We start from the raw sequence: 17,504 nt of genomic DNA, 5'->3' as shown, positions 1-17,504 counted from the left end.
GTGAAATGCAATCTAGCGTTAGTAAGTTTAAAGGTTCCATCTTTGCAATTCTTTTTGGATTAATTATTGCTTGTTTTGTCATAATTGGCTCAGGACAAAATGCGATAACTTATTTTCAATTATTGTTAACATATGCTTTTACGAGTTGACCTGCTAATAATTGAGATAATACATTAGTATGATGAGCAGTATACATTGTGGCAGGACTTGCTTTAGTTGTGTCGTTTCGTTCGGGAATGTTTAACATTGGAGTGGCAGGACAAATGTTAGCAGCCGGGGCAGTTGTAATAACCATTGGTGTTCGTTATGACTTATCACAGCCAGTTGCTATTATTTTTGCGCTTGGTGCTGGTATCTTAACTGCGATTGCTGTTGCTTTACTGACAGCATTATTGAAAGTGTTTTTCAATGTCCACGAAGTTGTAACATCAATTTTATTAAACTGAACAATTTGATATTTAGTTAAATGATTGTTCAAACGTAGTAGTGATTTATATGACTCAAGTCATGGCACAACAGCAACTATTCATGAACATATGAGTATGAGTATTGGTGGATATAATTGTATTTTACCATTGTTAATAGCAGGAATTTTAGTTATTACAATTTGATTCTTGTTAAAGAAAACAACGCTTGGATATAAAGTACGAACAGTAGGATTAAATCCCTTTGCTGCTGACTATGGAGGTATTAATCGTAAACGTTATTGTGTTACATCATTGGTTATTTCTGGTGCATTAGCTGGTGTGATGGCAGTTATCTATTATGTTGCTAAAAATCCTTCAATTAGTTTTTTAACTGATGATTTACCAACTATTGGTTTTGATAGTATTGCTGTTGCATTAGTGGGACAAATTAATGCTTTTGGTGTTGTTGGCGCTGCTTTCTTATGAGGTTTAATTAAAAGTGGTGGTTCAATTGGAACGGTATTAACTTTACCGACAGCAACAGGTGATATTATTTTTGGTGTGATTATTTATTCTGCAGCTTGTGCAGTATTGTTAGCATGATTAGAACCATTAAAATTCATAATTCGTTATTGCAATGTTGTCTTTAGAAAAGATAAACGAAAAACTGTTAACGGTCATATTGGCAAGATGTACCGATTATTTATTAATACCTTTAAAATTAAAAAAGAATACAATCTGCAAATTAAAACAATGAAAACTAAAATAAATCAGGAAAATCAACTTGCCATTGAAACCTTAAAAAAAGAAAATGTTCAAATTATGATTGAACAACAAAAAAATACAACAGAAATAGCAAATCAAATCCAACAATTAAAACAACAATACGAAAGTGAAATTAATAAATTATCAAAAGTTGCTTCTAAACTTGAAATTGCTGATTTAACAACTAAATACAATGCTGAAAATGAAAAACTTGTAAAAGAAAAACAACAAGCATTGTTAATTATTAAAAAAGCAAAACAACAACTAAGAAAAAGTATTTTACAACAAAAAAATATTGTTAACCACGATTTACAAGACTTAATAAATACTAAAAATGATAAAGTTGGTATTAGTTGAGCACAAATTCAACAAGAAAAAAAATCTCTAAACTATTACATGCACAAACAATACAATGCGATTTGAAAAAAAGGTAAAATTGGAAATTGAAACAATCTTCAAAACCAAAAAAAAGCAATTTATGGTGAAAGTTTAAATAATTATATTAGTGAAAAAATTACATATGAAAATGTTGTTTACAATTACAAACAAGAATTAATTCGTGAACTAACTTTACTAAAACAACAAAAAAATGTTTTAAAAAAATCACGAACTAGAGAATTGATTCAAGAATATAAGTGACAATTAAATCTTGATAAAAAGCAATTACAAAAAACAATTGCCCCATTGCTTAAAGTTAAGACTTCACAAAATAAATTGGAAATTAAAAATTTAAATAACCAATTTAAAATTAAAGTTAAAGCTGATTGTAAAACATTGCGTGATAATATTCGTATTTTAAAAAATGAAAAAATCTCTCCTATTAATAGCAGTATTACAACTTTAAAACAACAGTTTATGAAAAAATTAGCGTTTGAAAAAAATGCCTTTCAACAAAAATTCAAGTCATTATTAAAACAAGAAACAAAAACAATTATGCAAATTAAAACTCAAGAAGTAGGAGGTGACAATTAATGGATGCAATTAGTATAATTATTCAGCACTCTAGTTTAATCTTTGTGGTGCTAGTGTTGGGAGCACTTTCAGGCTTAATCTCAGAGCGTGCTGGAGTTGTTAACATTGGCATTGAAGGAATGATGATTATTGGTGCCTTAGCGTTTGCTTCTTTTGGCAAAAATATTGGTTCATCATGAGGAAATTGATCACAAATCATTGCGTTCTTAATCGCAGGATTAGCTGGGATGTCATTTGCCATCTTTCATGCATTTGCTTGTGTGACACTGAAATCAGATCAAATTATTTCTGGGGTTGCCATTAATATTCTAGCAGCAGCGATTGCTGTCTTTGTTGTCCAATTACCAGGTAATAACGGATTTATCGCTATTCCCTATACATTACCGAAAATTGGTACTACTGAATTCTTTAATTTATATTTATTCTTAGCAATCATTATTTTAGTGGTAGTAGCAGTTGTTTTAAAACATACCAAGTGAGGGTTACGTCATATTGCCACTGGTGAAAACCCTAATGCTGCCGATGCTGCAGGTATTAATGTGATTAAAAGACGATATGTTGCTGTTTTAATTTCAGGTTTTTTAGCAGGATTAGCTGGTGGTGTCTTTACGATATATGCTAGTCAAACTTTCCGTGGTACGGTTGGTGGTAATGGCTTTATTGCCTTAGCGATTCTAATCTTTGGTCAATGACGAGTACCATTAATTATGATTGGTGCTGCTTTATTTGCCGTTGTTGAAACGACAGGTTCTCGCATTCCATATTTACCAAATATTGCCCCATGAGTTTCTAGTAATGCTGATTTATGAAGCGTGTTACCATTTGTAACATCATTGTTAGTATTAGTATTTACATCGCGATGAAGTAAAACTCCTAAGGCGTTAGGAATACCGTTTAATAAATCTAAACGGTAGGATAAAAGAAAAGTATAAAGGTTAAGTGTTTGTAAATACTTAACCTTTATTAGTTTTAAAGTTATTGGAAGTTTAACAAAGTTGTATTTTGTTGTGGTACGGTAGGTTCATCACAGCATTTATTACAGAGTTCTAACGCATATTTATCAAAAGGGTCAGTATCGGTAAAATGGGACTATTTAAATTTGAACCTATACCACTATCTTCACTGTCAGATTGACTAACAAGTGAAGTTAATGAATTAGTACTATTTTGTCTACAAAACTCATTACTATTTTCAAAATAATTGTTTGTTGGTGCTGGTAGTGCTTCAGGTTCTTGTTCTAAGATTCATTGATCTCAAGGTTCAGAGGTTAGTAAAGCTATTTCTGGGGTTGCTATTTTATTTTTATTGTTAACAATTTTTGCATCTTTTATCATGGTATTAAAAATCGGACTTCTCCCCACATGTACTTGTGGAGGAAACAATGAAATTGAATGAGTTCAATAATACTTTTCAAACTGAAAAACAATGTCTTGCATATATAGCAAGTTTGAAACAAAGCAAATGTATTAGGTGTTCTAGTTTTAATTTGAATACTTCTAATTTAAGAAAAATGAGATGTTTGAAATGTCATCAAACATTCAGTATTCTCACGGGCACTATATTTTCAAAGTCACAAACACCTTTAATATCTTGGTTTTATCTCATCTTTAGATGAATAAACACCAAACATGGAATTCCATCAACTGATGTTGCAAAAGAATTGGGAGTGACCTTTAAAACAGCTTGAAGAATGGGTCATAAAATCCGAAGTGCCATTGCTAAACAAGAACCTCAATTCATTGTTGAGGGCATAGTGCAAATGGATGAAATGTATCTTTCACATATGGGTTTAAAAAACAAGGAAGATCCTTGTTGAACAAAACCTTGATTGTTGGTATTTATGAAAAAACAACCAACAATCTGATTGTGAAAGTATTGAAAAACGCAAACAGTAAAAATCTTTTGCAGTTTGCAATAAACCACATTTCTTCAAAGTGTGATGTACATACTGATTCTTGAAAAGGATATCGCGATTTGAAATCGGTTTTCACTAAGCATGAAACAGTTAATCATCAAGATGGCTATGTTTCAAAAACTGGTGTAAATACCAACCAAATTGAGTCAGTATGAAAACATATACGAAGAACATTTAAAACACATATCAAAGTTGCAAAACATCATATTCATTTATATGCAAAAGAAGCTGCATATAAATTCAACAACATACCTAGTTTTGAAACTGTAATGCTATGTTTAATTTAAAAATCTTGGATTTTTACTTTCAAGTTTATTAGGTAAACGTTTCTTATTCTTAAATTCAACAACTATTGTATCATTAACTGATAAATCATTGTATCCTAGGTTAGGCATTACTGTTTCCTCCTACTCTTTTCCTTCTTAGTAAATAAGAATGATATATAGTTTCACTGCTACTATTTTAAATGGATAAAGCAAAAAAATACAATAAAATGTGTGTTGTTATCTTTTAATTATCACAAACCCAAAACCTATTAAAATCATTTTAAAATAATAAATTTGTTAGAAATAGAACTATATATTATAATAAGTAGGATGTTTAATAAATAAAAGGAGAGTCTATGAAAACAACTAAAACAACACCAACCCCCCATATTAAAGCAGAAACAGGACAAATTGCCAAAGTGGTAATTATGCCGGGTGACCCATTACGTGCTAAATACATCGCCACTAACTTTTTACAAGGTTGAACCAAAGTAAATAGTGTTCGTAATATGTTAATGTTCACTGGAAAATATAAAGGTCATAATATTACGATTGCAGCTAGTGGTATGGGAATGCCTTCAATTGGTATTTACTCATATGAATTGTACAAGTTTTATGAAGTTGATTGTATTATTAGAGTAGGAAGTGCCGGAGCATATCAAAAAGATATTAAAGTTTATGACATTATTAACGCTACTAAAGCTTACAGCGAATCAACATTTGCTAAGTATGCTGCTAACATTGATGAAAACCAAATCTCAGCTGTCGGCACTATTTATGAAACAATTAATAAAACTGCTAAAACTATTGATGCTAATTTCAACAATCACAAAATCAAAGCCGTTGATTGTTTATTAACAGAAAAACTTAATTTAAAAAATGGATTAATACACTCAAGTGATATTTTTTATCGTGCCGACCAAGATGATCGTCATGAAGACCCGATGATTAGTAAATGTTTAGCAGTGGAAATGGAATCTTTTGCTTTATTTGCTAATGCTAAACATTTAAAGAAAAATGCTGCTTGTTTATTAACGATTTCCGATTCTTTTGTGACAGGTGAATCAATTTCTGCTGATTTCCGTGAAACTAGTTTCCGAAAAATGATGATACTAGCATTGGAATCTGCCATTGCTCATTATGTAGAAGAGGAAATTGATGATAATCTTAGCAATTGAGACTAGTTGTGATGAAACTAGTGTTGCTATTATCAAAGATAAAAAAGTCTTAAGTAACATTATTGCTTCACAAATCAAACTTCATCAAAAATATGGTGGTGTTGTTCCTGAATTAGCAGCCAGAGAACATAGCGAAAACATTCCCACAGTTTTGCAAACAGCAATTACAAAAGCCAAAATTAAACTATCAGACATTGACTATGTCGCTTATACTAATACCCCAGGCCTTGTTAGTTGTTTACATGTTGGTAAAATTATTGCCCAAACCATTGCTTTATATTTAGAAAAACCATTGCTACCATGCAATCATTTAGATGGTCATTTATATGCTTCTTTAATTGAAGATACGTGAACATTTCCAGTTTTAGGATTATTAGTTAGTGGTGGTCATACCCAATTAATGTTAGCAGAAAAACATTTGCAGTTTAAAGTACTTGGTCAAACACTAGATGATGCTGTTGGTGAATGCTATGATAAAGTAGCACGAATGCTTGGTTTACCATATCCTGGTGGACCTGAAATTGATGTGCTTGCTCAAAAGGGAATAGTAACTTATAAATTACCATTACCAAAAAATGATAATACTTTAGATTTTAGTTTTAGTGGCTTAAAATCAGCTTGTGCCAACCTTATAGACAAAGAAAAAGAACATATTCAAGTTAATAATTTTGCTACTTCTTTTCAAACCACAGTAGTTCAAGTTTTAATTAATAAAATTGAATTAGCTATTAACACATATCATCCTAAAACTTTGGTTTTAGCTGGTGGCGTTAGTGCTAACAAAGGTTTGAGAAGTGCAGTATTAAAATTAAAAATGAAATATTCTAATTTAAAAATTATTGTTCCTAAATTAGAATATTGTACTGATAATGCAGCAATGATCGGAATGGTCGCTAGTTATCAAATCGAAAACAAGTAAAGGTGAAAAAAATATGATTATTGGAATTGTCGGAGAAGCGGGCGTAGGTAAAACCACTGCCACGGAATTTTTTCAAAGTATGGGCGCGTATGTTATATCTGTTGATAAGATTGTACACCATATTTACTCATTAAAAGAAACAAAAATTGCATTAATTAATGAATTGGGTAATCATTTTCTTAATAGTGATAAAAATATTGATAAAAAAAAATTACGACAAGAAGCTTTTCAAAATCCTGAAATTTTACGAAAATTAGAACAAATTATTTGACCAACCATGATTAATATTATTAAAACTGATATTGAACGTAATAAATGTCAACAATCACTAATTGTTATTGATTGTGCTGTCTTATTTAATGCTAATCTTAATGTTTTGGTAGATAAAGTGTTATTAATTGAAGCAGAAGAAGATAAAAAAGTCCATAGAGTAAAAACACGAGATAATGTTAATGATTTGCAAGTTATTGCGTTATTAAGTCAACAAAAAAAATATTTAATTTTAAATAAAGATATTGACTATATCATTAAAAATAATGGTACTATTAATGATTTAATTAGACAATTACAAAGAATTGAAAAAAAATTAATAGTAGGTAAATAAAGCAGATGGTTAGTTTAAACTAACCATCTAGTTCTATTTTTAAAATATTATATATGTCAGTTTAATAAAAAATAAGCAATTAATTAAAAAATTTTTAAAAAGGCATAGTATTTATAAAAATTAAAGTTATAATATTAGTTGTAAAAAATAATTACAGTAACTTAATTCGGAGTGGTACTCAAGAGGCTGAAGAGGACTGATTGCTAATCAGTTAGGACGGGAAACTGTCGCGAGAGTTCGAATCTCTCCCATTCCACCATTATATTTAAAAAAGCAGAAATTGCTTTTTTTATTTTATTGAATAAAGTTAATAATAATTAGTTATAATTGAGTTAATCAAAACTAAATTTAAATTAGGAGAAAAACTATTCATGCGTAAACGAGTAAATTTATTTTTATCATTAGTTTTATATATTGCTTTCATTTCTAGTTTTGTGCTTTTAGTATTTAACTATGTTGCTTATTCATTAATATTTTTAATAATAATTATTAGTGCTACCATTTTAACGGGCATTATTATTTTTATTACTAATCGCGTGGAAAGCGTTAAATTATCATGGATTATGGTTACTTTGTGCTTACCAATTTTAGGAATTTTCTTATATTGAACTTTTGGTCGTCCCTATCGTTATCGTAAAAAACAAAAAGCATATTTAAAAGTTAACAACTATTTTTACGAACAAGAAGATTGAACTTTTTCTAAAACAAATTTAAATCAAGAAAATTCAAATTTAGATAGTGATATGCTTGATTTATTTCGTTATACAACCAGAATTTCTCATCGCCCTTTTTATAAAAATACCAATGTTCAAATCTTAAGTAATGGTCCTAAGAAATTTAGTCAATTATTTGAAGATTTAAGTAAGGCTAAAACTTATATTTTTATTAACTATTTTATTATTGGCGAAGGTGAGTTATTAGAAGTAATGCTAGAAATTTTAAAAGAGCGAATTGTTGCTGGTATTAAAATTTATATTATTTATGATGCGGTTGGTTCGTATTTTAGTTTGTCAAAATATAAAATTTGAAAAATAAAAAAAATGGGAATTCATTTTCATAAATTTTCACCTGTGCGTTTACCTTTTATGACTGGTACTTATAATTTTCGTAACCATCGGAAAGATATTGTTATTGATGGTACGATTGGTTATGCTGGTGGCATTAATTTAAGCGATAATTATATTCATTTATCAGCTAAATATGGGTTTTGACGTGATACTCACATTCGAATTGTTGGTGAAGCTGTTAAATCCATTGATTTAATTTTCCGTCAAGATTGACATTTTATTACTGGAGATATTATTGATATTGCTGTTAAAAATCCGAAAGTAAAAATAAAAAATAATATTATTGTCCAAGTCATTGATGATGGTCCTGTTACCAAAGAAACGATTCAAAAAGATTTGTTTATTAAGTTTATTAGTTGTGCTAAAGCTCGCGTTTGAATTAGTACTCCTTATTTAATTCCAACGAGTGACTTAATAACAGCCTTACGTAATAGTGCTTACTCAGGAGTTGATGTGCGTTTAACATTGCCAGGAATTACTGATAAATGTTTGTCATTAGATATGTCACGCACATATTATGATTCATTAATTGAGGCAGGAGTTAAAATTTATGAATATAACAGTGTTTTCAATCACTCTAAAAGTGGTATCTTTGATGAACATATTACTATTATTGGTTCTACTAATCTTGATTATCGTAGTCTTTATTCTGACCATCAGACATTAGTATTAGTCTATGATAAAAAAACTAATAACGATTTAAAAAAACAATTTGAAAAAGATTTTACCCATTCTACTTTGATTAAAATCAATCCTTTAATGGAACGAAGTGCTTTTTATCGCCGTGTATTTTTACTCCTTTTTCGCATTTTAGCACCATTGTTTTAATAAAATTTAGTATAATTACATTAGTATTTTTAAGGCGGTCGTTGCAATATGGGTTGAAAACGTAGAATTAAAAAAATTAAAGAATACTTTAGCGATGAAAATCAACCAGATTTAGAGATTTCGCATTTACCAGAACCAAAAGAGGAAAAGCATTCTTTTTTTGATAAATTTAAATTTAAGAACAAATCACAATCTGAAACTACCCCTGCTAATAAAAAACGTAATAATGTTTTTTTAAATTTTCGGCGAAGACCAACTATTCAAATTATTAAACACCTAGAAAACAAAGATGTCTTTAATTGTTTTTTTTATACTGATATTAATAATATTCCGTTAATTTTAGAACAAGGAATTCGCCCTACTGAAAAAATTAAGTTATTACCAAAGCAAGAATATACGGTTTGAACTTATTTAGAACACTCTACTTATTTAGAATTAGAACTTGGAAATTCAACTCGTCATTTCTTTTGAAAATGATGTGCTGAACAAAATGTTGATGTCAATAAAATTGCTATTGTTTCCGTTGATGTTCATAAATTATTTCAAAACACTTCGAAAGATTGAGGATTAAATCCTGATACTAATCGGATTCAAATTTATGAAACTATTCCCGCTACTGCGATTGATTGAATCTTAGTAAAAGATCGTAAAATGTTTCGTTTAGCAAAAATTTATATTGACAATCAAAACTTAAAACTAAAACTTTATCAAGGTAATAACGGTAATATTATTTCTGGTAACGATTAAAGGAGGAAAAAGCAAATGAATTGATCTGCCATAGTTATTATTAGTTTACTTCCCTTTATTACCGTCATTATTGTTTTGTTTGTCCATTTAAATCATCGTAACAATCAATATTACAATATTATTCACGGCGATTTATTAAGTTTAGTACCATTAAAAATTGACTTAAAAAATGAAATTATTACTTTTTCTGACCGTTTAGAAGTTTTAAACCGTAAAAAACGAATCTCATTATTCGTTTTTAAAGCAATGATTAATAGAAAAACAAAAGTAGAAATTGAAATTTTTATTCAAGATTTGCTAGTAAACAAAATTCCATTTGAACCTTGTCATTTTTCTGTTTCTTTTCAATTACATAATAAAATTATTATTTACGATTTATCAGTTCATTATTTTGATAATAGTAGTAAAATTCTGTATGGTCAAATGCAAAGTAATATTCGTTATAATCGGTTTGCTATTTCGCAAGCCATTGTTTTACAACAAAGCGAATTAACAGTAGTTAAAGCTAGCTTTGTGCAAAGCGTTTTAGATAATTTTAGTCAAAAAAAATATAGCAAAAAATCAACTAGTCAATTCGAATATATGATACTGATTAAAATTAAAAATTACTTAGCGTTAGAAAATATTTTAACAGTTAATAATATTGAACGAATGGAACTATTAATTTCATATTATAGTAAAATAACTTTAGGTTTAGATAATAGTATTATTTGTCGTTATTACGATGGTCAATTTCTAATTTATTCCCGCAATAAACGGATTAACTTGTATCGTTTTCAAAAACAATTAAATGCTTATATCAAACGTAATTTAGTAGAAAAAAGTAGTTATTTACAAATTCAAACGCAAGTCTTGTGCATATATGCTAATGCTAAAAGTGAAAGTTCTAATGTCTATATTTTGTACAATCAAATTATTGATAAAAATCAATTAGAAACAGTTCAAAAAAATGATTTAATTGAAATTAAATTGCGAAGTAATGATATTAATAATTTTCCTGACTTCAATCATTATTCTGTGTTACAATCAGAACAAATGGAAAAAATGTTAAATGTTAGTATTAGACCCGTTTTTAAAAGTGATAATTCCAATGAACCTAACTGTTATTATGCTTGATGAAATCTAGTAAAAAATTCTTATTATGATTCATATTTAGTTTTAATGCGTAACATTCAAGATTCTGGTTTATGATGAAAAGTTAGTGAACCATTATTCATTGAATCATTAGAAAAATTTGTCAAACTAAAACAAAACAAAAATCTAATTATCCCTATTAGTTTAGTTGAATTACAAGATAAAACAATTTTAACAAAAATTATTTCCATTGTTAATAAACGTAAAAGTTTATTTGAAAATTGTGATTTAATTTTCGATTTCCAAGATATTGGTGAAATCAACAGTTGAAATAAATATGACCCTATTATCAAAGCCATTCGTAGTAATAAAATTAAAATTAGTTTTACTCATGATTTACTTCATATCGATAATTTTAAATTAATTAACCATTTTAAACCAGATTATGTTGTGTTAACATCTAATTTACTAGAACAAGTAACATTTAGTTTTAGCAAATACATTGATGTTATTATTTGTATTCATTACCTAAACATCTTAGGTATTAAGAATATTTTAGCACGAGGATTAATTAATGTTCCTGAAATTATTGTTTTAAAGTCATTAAAAGTTGATTATTTACTAGGAAAAATATTAGAATCAGAACAAGCAAATAAAGCGTTGGATGCTTTAAATTATCCAAACTATTGAAAATGACATAAAAGTCAATCTATGAAAGGTGAATAAAAAAATTATGAAAACCCATGCTTTAAAATTAAATAAAAATATTACACCACGAGATACTGATTTTGCTAAATGATATACTGATGTCATTAAGCAAGGTGAACTTTGTGATTATGGTGCTGAAAATGGCAGTGCTGCCGGAACTATCATTTTTCGTCCTCGTGGTTATGCCTTATGAGAAAATATCCAAACAATTCTTAATCAAGAATTTCGGAAATTAAATGTTGAAAATGTGATGTTACCAATGTTAATTAGTCAAAAAGCTTTTCAAGTGGAAAAAGACCATATTGAGGGCTTTGCTCCTGAATGTGCCACAGTTACTAAAGTTGGTGATGTTGTTTTACCAGAGTCATTTATTATTCGTCCGACATCAGAAGTTTTATTTTGTCGTCACTTTTCCAAAATTATTAGTAGTTACAAACAACTCCCACTAATTTACAATCAATGATGTAGTGTTATTCGCTGAGAAAAAAATACTCGCCCTTTTTTAAGAACTAGTGAATTCTTATGACAGGAAGGACACACTATTCATAACAATGCTGATGAAGCACAAGCGCTTACGCTAGCAATGATTAAATTATATGCTAAGTTTGTTGAACAACACTTAGCTATTAAAGTTATTGTTGGAGAGAAGAGCGTTTATGAACGTTTTGCCGGCGCTAAAACTACCTATACTATTGAGAGTATGATGCAAGATGGACAAGCATTACAAGCAGGAACGAGTCATTATTTTGGTCAAGGTTTTGCCAAAGTCTTTGATATTAAGTTTACTAATAAAGATAATAAACAAGAATTAGCTTATCAAACATCATGAGGGGTATCAACAAGATTAATTGGTGCTTTGATTATGTCACATAGTGATGATTTAGGTTTAGTATTACCACCTACCATTGCTCCCACGCAAATTATGATTTTAAATTTATCACCAAAAAATGAAATGGTTCAAAAAGTTGTCCAACAAGTTAATAATTATTTAAAATCACATTTTAAAGTCTTAGTAAATAATGATGATAAAAGTTTTTCTTTTAAAAAAAGTGAGAGTCAAATTAAAGGTATTCCTTTATCAATTGAAATTGGAACTAAAGAAATTGAAAATAACCAAATTAAACTAGTTTTACGTCATAACTTAAGTGAAACACTTATTAACTTTGATGATGAAAAACAAGTTATAAAGGCAATTAATAATTTGTTTGTTACTATGAATCAGGAATTATTAACTAAATCAGCATCTAATTTAAAAAATAATTTAAAAGAAATTATAACTTTTGATGAATATAAAAAATTAGTAAAAATCCATAAAGGTTTTTTTATTGTTCCCTTTTGTAATCAAGTGATTTGTGAAAAAGAAGTTAAGGAATTAACATCTACTGTTTCAAGATGTATTCCCTTAGAAGTATATAAAGCACCAAGTAATTGTTTTAAATGTAATATGCCTTATAGTGCTTGAACTTATTTTGCTCGTGCTTATTAAATAAAATTAAAAACTACTAAAAAATTTTGGTAAAAGTCAGAAAATATGTCGAATTTGCTTATTGGAAAATTATTAGAAGAAGAAAAAAATAATATTCTAGTTTATTTTGTAAGACCAGGTACTCCTTGAGAAAAACCCACTATTGAACATGCTAACAAGTTTATTAGAGAATACTTACTTAAAAAATTTGACTTAAATGATTTTCCACCAAAATACAACTATAGTTAATTTGAACGACTAAATAACAGACCAAGAAAAAAAATAGGTTATAAAACGCCATTAGAAGTATTTTATGAAATGACAAAAAAGTTTTAAACAAAAAATTAACGGACTTCTCCCCACATGTACTTGTGGAGGAAACAATGAAATTGAATGAGTTCAATAATACTTTTCAAACTGAAAAACAATGTCTTGCATATATAGCAAGTTTGAAACAAAGCAAATGTATTAGGTGTTCTAGTTTTAATTTGAATACTTCTAATTTAAGAAAAATGAGATGTTTGAAATGTCATCAAACATTCAGTATTCTCACGGGCACTATATTTTCAAAGTCACAAACACCTTTAATATCTTGGTTTTATCTCATCTTTAGATGAATAAAAACCAAACATGGAATTCCATCAACTGATGTTGCAAAAGAATTGGGAGTGACCTTGAAAACAGCTTGAAGAATGGGTCATAAAATCCGAAGTTCCATTGCTAAACAAGAACCTCAATTCATTGTTGAGGGCATAGTGCAAATGGATGAAATGTATCTTTCACATATGGGTTTAAAAAACAAGGAAGATCCTTGTTGAACAAAAACTTGATTGTTGGTATTTATGAAAAAACAACCAACAAGCTGATTGTGAAAGTATTGAAAAACGCAAACAGTAAAAATCTTTTGCAGTTTGCAATAAACCACATTTCTTCAAAGTGTGATGTACATACTGATTCTTGAAAAGGATATCGCGATTTGAAATCGGTTTTCACTAAGCATGAAACAGTTAACCATCAAGATGGCTATGTTTCAAAAACTGGTGTAAATACCAACCAAATTGAGTCAGTATGAAAACATATACGAAGAACATTTAAAACACATATCAAAGTTGCAAAACATCATATTCATTTATATGCCAAAGAAGCTGCATATAAATTCAATAACATACCTAGTTTTGAAACTGTAATACTATGTTTAATTTAAAAATGTGGGGAGAAGTCCGTAGATAGGCTTTTCTCAGCATTTATGTGATAAAATTTAAAAATAGTACATAAAGGGAGAAAAGCCTAAAATAATTCAATAAGCAATCTTATGCCTTCATTTTTAGTCTCTTTTGAAATAAATTTTCTAATTATTTCAGAATCTATTGTAAAATTTAATGGAGTCATATATTTCTCTTCCTATCTAGTTTTTATTTTCAAACTAATTATATTTGATAAGGAGGGGTATATGGCTCATTTTTTATTACTTTTTTAAATTTACACACAATCTTAGACTTAACCAAATAAAAAATTTTAAAAAGGAAATTTTAAGTTTTATCATTAGTTATTATTGAGGTGATAATAATGAAAGAACAAACAAGTATTGATCAAAGAGTGGTCGCAGCTATTTTTATGAAATATACTCAAACTAAGAAAGCATTAGAAACTAATAATTTTAATCAAACAGGTATTATTCAAGAAACATCTGTTGATTATGCTAAAGAGAAAGTAACAACTGTTAATTTAAAAAATTATGAAAAACATGTTAAAATTGTTGATACAGTTTTGGCGTTACTTCCAAAAAATGAATACAGTTATATTGTTAGAACATTTCTAACTAAGTCTAATAAAAATTGATGAAAAAACCATTATCATCCCCATGAATATGAAAAACTACAAAAAACTGCTATTAATCGTTTTTTATATTTATATTTGGTTTAGGTGGTGTGGTAATGGATTACAATCATGTTGATTTATTAAATAAAAGTAGTTTTTTAGAGCAAAAAAATTAATCTTAAAGAAACAACTAAATGGGATGATTCACGATTAGTAAATCAAATATTTTTAATACCAACTTTTAGGGTTGTGGGGTTTCCCATTACTAATGCTGAAAAAACATCATATTACTATATTGAATTAACTGTCCAAAAAGGTTATGGCATGCTAGAAAGTTATGATAATCCTGCAAATAATATTTTAAAAAATGTTATTTTTCAATATGATGTTAACTATAGTGATGTGCAACAAGCCCGTGGTAGCATTAATATTTCTACTTCTTTTACTTATCAAAAAGATAATGGAGCAGGTAATAAAAATGCAACTTTGTTTGATAATAATTTAACTCCCATTGTTGGACATATTGCCAATGCTGATAATTTATTTTGAAATACATATAAAATTATGATACCAATAAAGGCAATTAAAAGTGATGATGTTAATGTTTTAAATTATAGTTTTACTAGTGATAAACCTAGCGATATTAAAGATGCATTGTATGTTAGTAATAATAATTATGGTTCATTAAATTTCTATTTTAATCAGAACCCTTTGTATCAATTAACAATAACTCCTAGCATTTTTAGTAATAATATATTTAACTTAGAAATTAATAATACTATTGTTTTAAAAACAAACATATAAGGGTTTAAAGATCCGTTGTTTGTATGTACTTTATTTGGAGAACAACAAACTAATGAATAGTTTGAAGTAACTGGTAATAATATTATAATGGCAATATTGTACCAATTAAAATTAATCATAGCATTCATGACTTAGGTTATTTTAAGAAAACTGATTTAGAAAAAATTATTTTTTTTCATCATGATTTTTAATTTAGCCCAAAACACTAGCTTAAATATTTCTGAATAAAATAGTAAATTTTATCAAGATAAAAAAGTTAATGCAAATTTAGTTAAGGATTTTAATTCTATTGTTGATCCTTATGATGATGGCCTTAAAGAAAAATACCAATTACAATATACTAGTAATGTAATGGACATTATTACTAATACTATTTTTTCTAATGATGAAATTCCTAAAAATCAATTTGATTTACCATTATTTGATAAATTTCATTTCGAAGTTAATATACCATTAACTTTTCAAACCTTTTTTAAATACGATGTTAATATTAAATTCGTTGAAAATAGTGATCAACCAATCATTGGTAATGATTATATCAAAGTAACTATTCAAAAATTAACTAAAAACAATGATGAACAATGAATTCAAAATCAAACTATAACTTTAAGGTATGAAGAGATATTACGTTTTTATAGTTCTGGTGCATTTACGTATGCTGACTATGAACACTTAAAGCAAGGAAGTGGTAGTTATGTTTAGTCGTAGATTTAAAATTATTTTTTTAATTACTACTATTAGTTTCTCATTAATTATTATGTTATTTTTTGTTTTTCAAAATTTTGCTAATAATCGTAACTTAAATCAAGTAAAAAAAAGATTATGATGTTAAAGTAGAAGATATGAATAATACTGATGAAAATTTAAATTCTGAAATTATTAAAAATGCTATATCTATATAATATCTCAACAAAACGATTAAAATTGTATTAGAAAATAATGGTTCTATTTCAGAACCTACCATTATTTATAAAGTAGAATTTGATAAACAATCATTCCAATATATATTTTTATCAATTATTATCAAAACCTTTCCACAGTGAAAAACTAATAATTTTATTTTTAAATTTAATATCGGACTTCTCCCCACATGTACTTGTGGAGGAAACAATGAAATTGAATGAGTTCAATAATACTTTTCAAACTGAAAAACAATGTCTTGCATATATAGTAAGTTTGAAACAAAGCAAATGTATTAGGTGTTCTAGTTTTAATTTGAATACTTCTAATTTAAGAAAAATGAGATGTTTGAAATGTCATCAAACATTCAGTATTCTCACGGGCACTATATTTTCAAAGTCACAAACACCTTTAATATCTTGGTTTTATCTCATCTTTAGATGAATAAACACCAAACATGGAATTCCATCAACTGATGTTGCAAAAGAATTGGGAGTGACCTTGAAAACAGCTTGAAGAATGGGTCATAAAATCCGAAGTGCCATTGCTAAACAAGAACCTCAATTCATTGTTGAGGGCATAGTGCAAATGGATGAAATGTATCTTTCACATATGGGTTTAAAAAACAAGGAAGATCCTTGTTGAACAAAAACTTGATGGTTGGTATTTATGAAAAAACAACCAACAAGCTGATTGTGAAAGTATTGAAAAACGCAAACAGTAAAAATCTTTTGCAGTTTGCAATAAACCACATTTCTTCAAAGTGTGATGTACATACTGATTCTTGAAAAGGATATCGCGATTTGAAATCGGTTTTCACTAAGCATGAAACAGTTAACCATCAAGATGGCTATGTTTCAAAAACTGGTGTAAATACCAACCAAATTGAGTCAGTATGAAAACATATACGAAGAACATTTAAAACACACATCAAAGTTGCAAAACATCATATTCATTTATATGCAAAAGAAGCTGCATATAAATTCAATAACATACCTAGTTTTGAAACTGTAATGCTATGTTTAATTTAAAAATGTGGGGAGAAGTCCGTAGATAGGCTTTTCTCA

20 protein-coding genes and 1 tRNA gene are annotated in these 17,504 nt (G+C 28.1%); 19 read left to right on the top strand and 2 right to left on the bottom strand.

The genetic code is table 4. From position 1 onward, the window contains the following. Nucleotides 1-122 precede the first annotated feature (122 nt). Together ACFEL4_RS08490 and ACFEL4_RS08485 are read left to right on the top strand one after the other, a co-directional pair. Nucleotides 123-2,144 (top strand): ABC transporter permease subunit, encoded by a 2,022-nt coding sequence (locus ACFEL4_RS08490; RefSeq protein WP_375317400.1) that lies wholly within the window; start codon nt 123-125, stop codon nt 2,142-2,144. Further along, nucleotides 2,144-3,058: an ABC transporter permease gene (locus ACFEL4_RS08485; protein ID WP_375317399.1), complete on the top strand. Its 915-nt coding sequence runs from the start codon at nt 2,144-2,146 to the stop codon at nt 3,056-3,058. Before ACFEL4_RS08490 ends, ACFEL4_RS08485 begins: the two co-directional genes overlap by 1 nt. Nucleotides 3,059-3,190: 132 nt before the next feature. Here the strand turns inward: ACFEL4_RS08485 and ACFEL4_RS08480 are convergent, their stop codons facing one another. After that, nucleotides 3,191-3,526, bottom strand: coding sequence for a hypothetical protein (locus ACFEL4_RS08480; protein ID WP_375317398.1), 336 nt, complete (start codon nt 3,524-3,526; stop codon nt 3,191-3,193). Here ACFEL4_RS08480 and ACFEL4_RS08475 point away from each other — a divergent pair. The 10 genes from ACFEL4_RS08475 (at nt 3,526) to proS (ending at nt 12,936) form a co-directional block, all read left to right on the top strand. Further along, on the top strand, nt 3,526-4,062 hold the full coding sequence (locus ACFEL4_RS08475) for a hypothetical protein (protein ID WP_375317397.1): 537 nt from the start codon (nt 3,526-3,528) through the stop codon (nt 4,060-4,062). The two genes, ACFEL4_RS08480 and ACFEL4_RS08475, sit on opposite strands and share 1 nt — an antisense overlap. Further along, entirely contained in the window at nt 3,957-4,346 is a 390-nt protein-coding gene (locus tag ACFEL4_RS08470) for an IS1595 family transposase (protein ID WP_375316929.1), read from the top strand. Before ACFEL4_RS08475 ends, ACFEL4_RS08470 begins: the two co-directional genes overlap by 106 nt. A gap of 335 nt (nt 4,347-4,681) precedes the next feature. Then, entirely contained in the window at nt 4,682-5,509 is an 828-nt protein-coding gene (locus ACFEL4_RS08465) for a purine-nucleoside phosphorylase (protein WP_375317396.1), read from the top strand. After that, the gene (tsaD, locus tag ACFEL4_RS08460; protein WP_375317395.1) at nt 5,484-6,422 is read left to right on the top strand and encodes a tRNA (adenosine(37)-N6)-threonylcarbamoyltransferase complex transferase subunit TsaD; all 939 of its coding nucleotides are present in this window, start codon (nt 5,484-5,486) and stop codon (nt 6,420-6,422) included. The genes ACFEL4_RS08465 and tsaD overlap by 26 nt, the downstream gene beginning before the upstream one ends. Nucleotides 6,423-6,435: 13 nt before the next feature. Continuing rightward, on the top strand, nt 6,436-7,026 hold the full coding sequence (coaE, locus tag ACFEL4_RS08455) for a dephospho-CoA kinase (protein WP_375317394.1): 591 nt from the start codon (nt 6,436-6,438) through the stop codon (nt 7,024-7,026). 168 nt (nt 7,027-7,194) lie between these two features. After that, nucleotides 7,195-7,285 (top strand) — tRNA-Ser (locus ACFEL4_RS08450). Between the two features lie 112 nt (nt 7,286-7,397). Beyond that, a complete protein-coding gene (cls, locus tag ACFEL4_RS08445) occupies nt 7,398-8,921 on the top strand; it encodes a cardiolipin synthase (protein ID WP_375317393.1) in 1,524 nt (507 codons plus the stop codon). Between the two features lie 48 nt (nt 8,922-8,969). Then, on the top strand, nt 8,970-9,668 hold the full coding sequence (locus ACFEL4_RS08440; protein WP_308150186.1) for an acetyltransferase: 699 nt from the start codon (nt 8,970-8,972) through the stop codon (nt 9,666-9,668). 15 nt (nt 9,669-9,683) lie between these two features. Continuing rightward, nucleotides 9,684-11,468, top strand: a complete 1,785-nt coding sequence (locus ACFEL4_RS08435; RefSeq protein WP_375317392.1) for a hypothetical protein — start codon at nt 9,684-9,686, stop codon at nt 11,466-11,468. A 7-nt stretch (nt 11,469-11,475) separates the two neighbouring features. Continuing rightward, a complete protein-coding gene (gene proS, locus ACFEL4_RS08430; RefSeq protein WP_375317391.1) occupies nt 11,476-12,936 on the top strand; it encodes a proline--tRNA ligase in 1,461 nt (486 codons plus the stop codon). A gap of 178 nt (nt 12,937-13,114) precedes the next feature. Here the strand turns inward: proS and ACFEL4_RS08425 are convergent, their stop codons facing one another. Continuing rightward, nucleotides 13,115-13,318 carry a hypothetical protein gene (locus ACFEL4_RS08425; RefSeq protein WP_375317390.1) on the bottom strand — a complete coding sequence of 68 codons (204 nt, stop codon included), beginning with the start codon at nt 13,316-13,318 and terminating at the stop codon, nt 13,115-13,117. Here ACFEL4_RS08425 and ACFEL4_RS08420 point away from each other — a divergent pair. The 7 genes from ACFEL4_RS08420 (at nt 13,299) to ACFEL4_RS08390 (ending at nt 17,468) form a co-directional block, all read left to right on the top strand. Continuing rightward, nucleotides 13,299-13,835, top strand: coding sequence for a hypothetical protein (locus ACFEL4_RS08420; RefSeq protein WP_375317389.1), 537 nt, complete (start codon nt 13,299-13,301; stop codon nt 13,833-13,835). The genes ACFEL4_RS08425 and ACFEL4_RS08420 overlap by 20 nt on opposite strands. Beyond that, nucleotides 13,730-14,119, top strand: coding sequence for an IS1595 family transposase (locus ACFEL4_RS08415; protein ID WP_375317388.1), 390 nt, complete (start codon nt 13,730-13,732; stop codon nt 14,117-14,119). The genes ACFEL4_RS08420 and ACFEL4_RS08415 overlap by 106 nt, the downstream gene beginning before the upstream one ends. 362 nt (nt 14,120-14,481) lie before the next feature. Next, nucleotides 14,482-14,838, top strand: coding sequence for an MG284/MPN403 family protein (locus tag ACFEL4_RS08410; protein WP_375317387.1), 357 nt, complete (start codon nt 14,482-14,484; stop codon nt 14,836-14,838). A 219-nt stretch (nt 14,839-15,057) separates the two neighbouring features. Next, nucleotides 15,058-15,537 carry a hypothetical protein gene (locus ACFEL4_RS08405; RefSeq protein ID WP_375317386.1) on the top strand — a complete coding sequence of 160 codons (480 nt, stop codon included), beginning with the start codon at nt 15,058-15,060 and terminating at the stop codon, nt 15,535-15,537. Nucleotides 15,538-15,888: 351 nt separating this feature from the next. Beyond that, a complete protein-coding gene (locus tag ACFEL4_RS08400; RefSeq protein WP_375317385.1) occupies nt 15,889-16,239 on the top strand; it encodes a hypothetical protein in 351 nt (116 codons plus the stop codon). A gap of 408 nt (nt 16,240-16,647) precedes the next feature. Then, the gene (locus tag ACFEL4_RS08395; RefSeq protein ID WP_375317384.1) at nt 16,648-17,184 is read left to right on the top strand and encodes a hypothetical protein; all 537 of its coding nucleotides are present in this window, start codon (nt 16,648-16,650) and stop codon (nt 17,182-17,184) included. Continuing rightward, nucleotides 17,079-17,468 (top strand): IS1595 family transposase, encoded by a 390-nt coding sequence (locus ACFEL4_RS08390; RefSeq protein WP_375317383.1) that lies wholly within the window; start codon nt 17,079-17,081, stop codon nt 17,466-17,468. Before ACFEL4_RS08395 ends, ACFEL4_RS08390 begins: the two co-directional genes overlap by 106 nt. Nucleotides 17,469-17,504 lie beyond the last annotated feature (36 nt).

This window comes from Spiroplasma endosymbiont of Virgichneumon dumeticola (assembly GCF_964264745.1).
Classification (GTDB): domain Bacteria; phylum Bacillota_I; class Bacilli_A; order Mycoplasmatales; family VBWQ01; genus Spiroplasma_E.
This window is presented reverse-complemented; position numbering and strand designations above follow the sequence as displayed.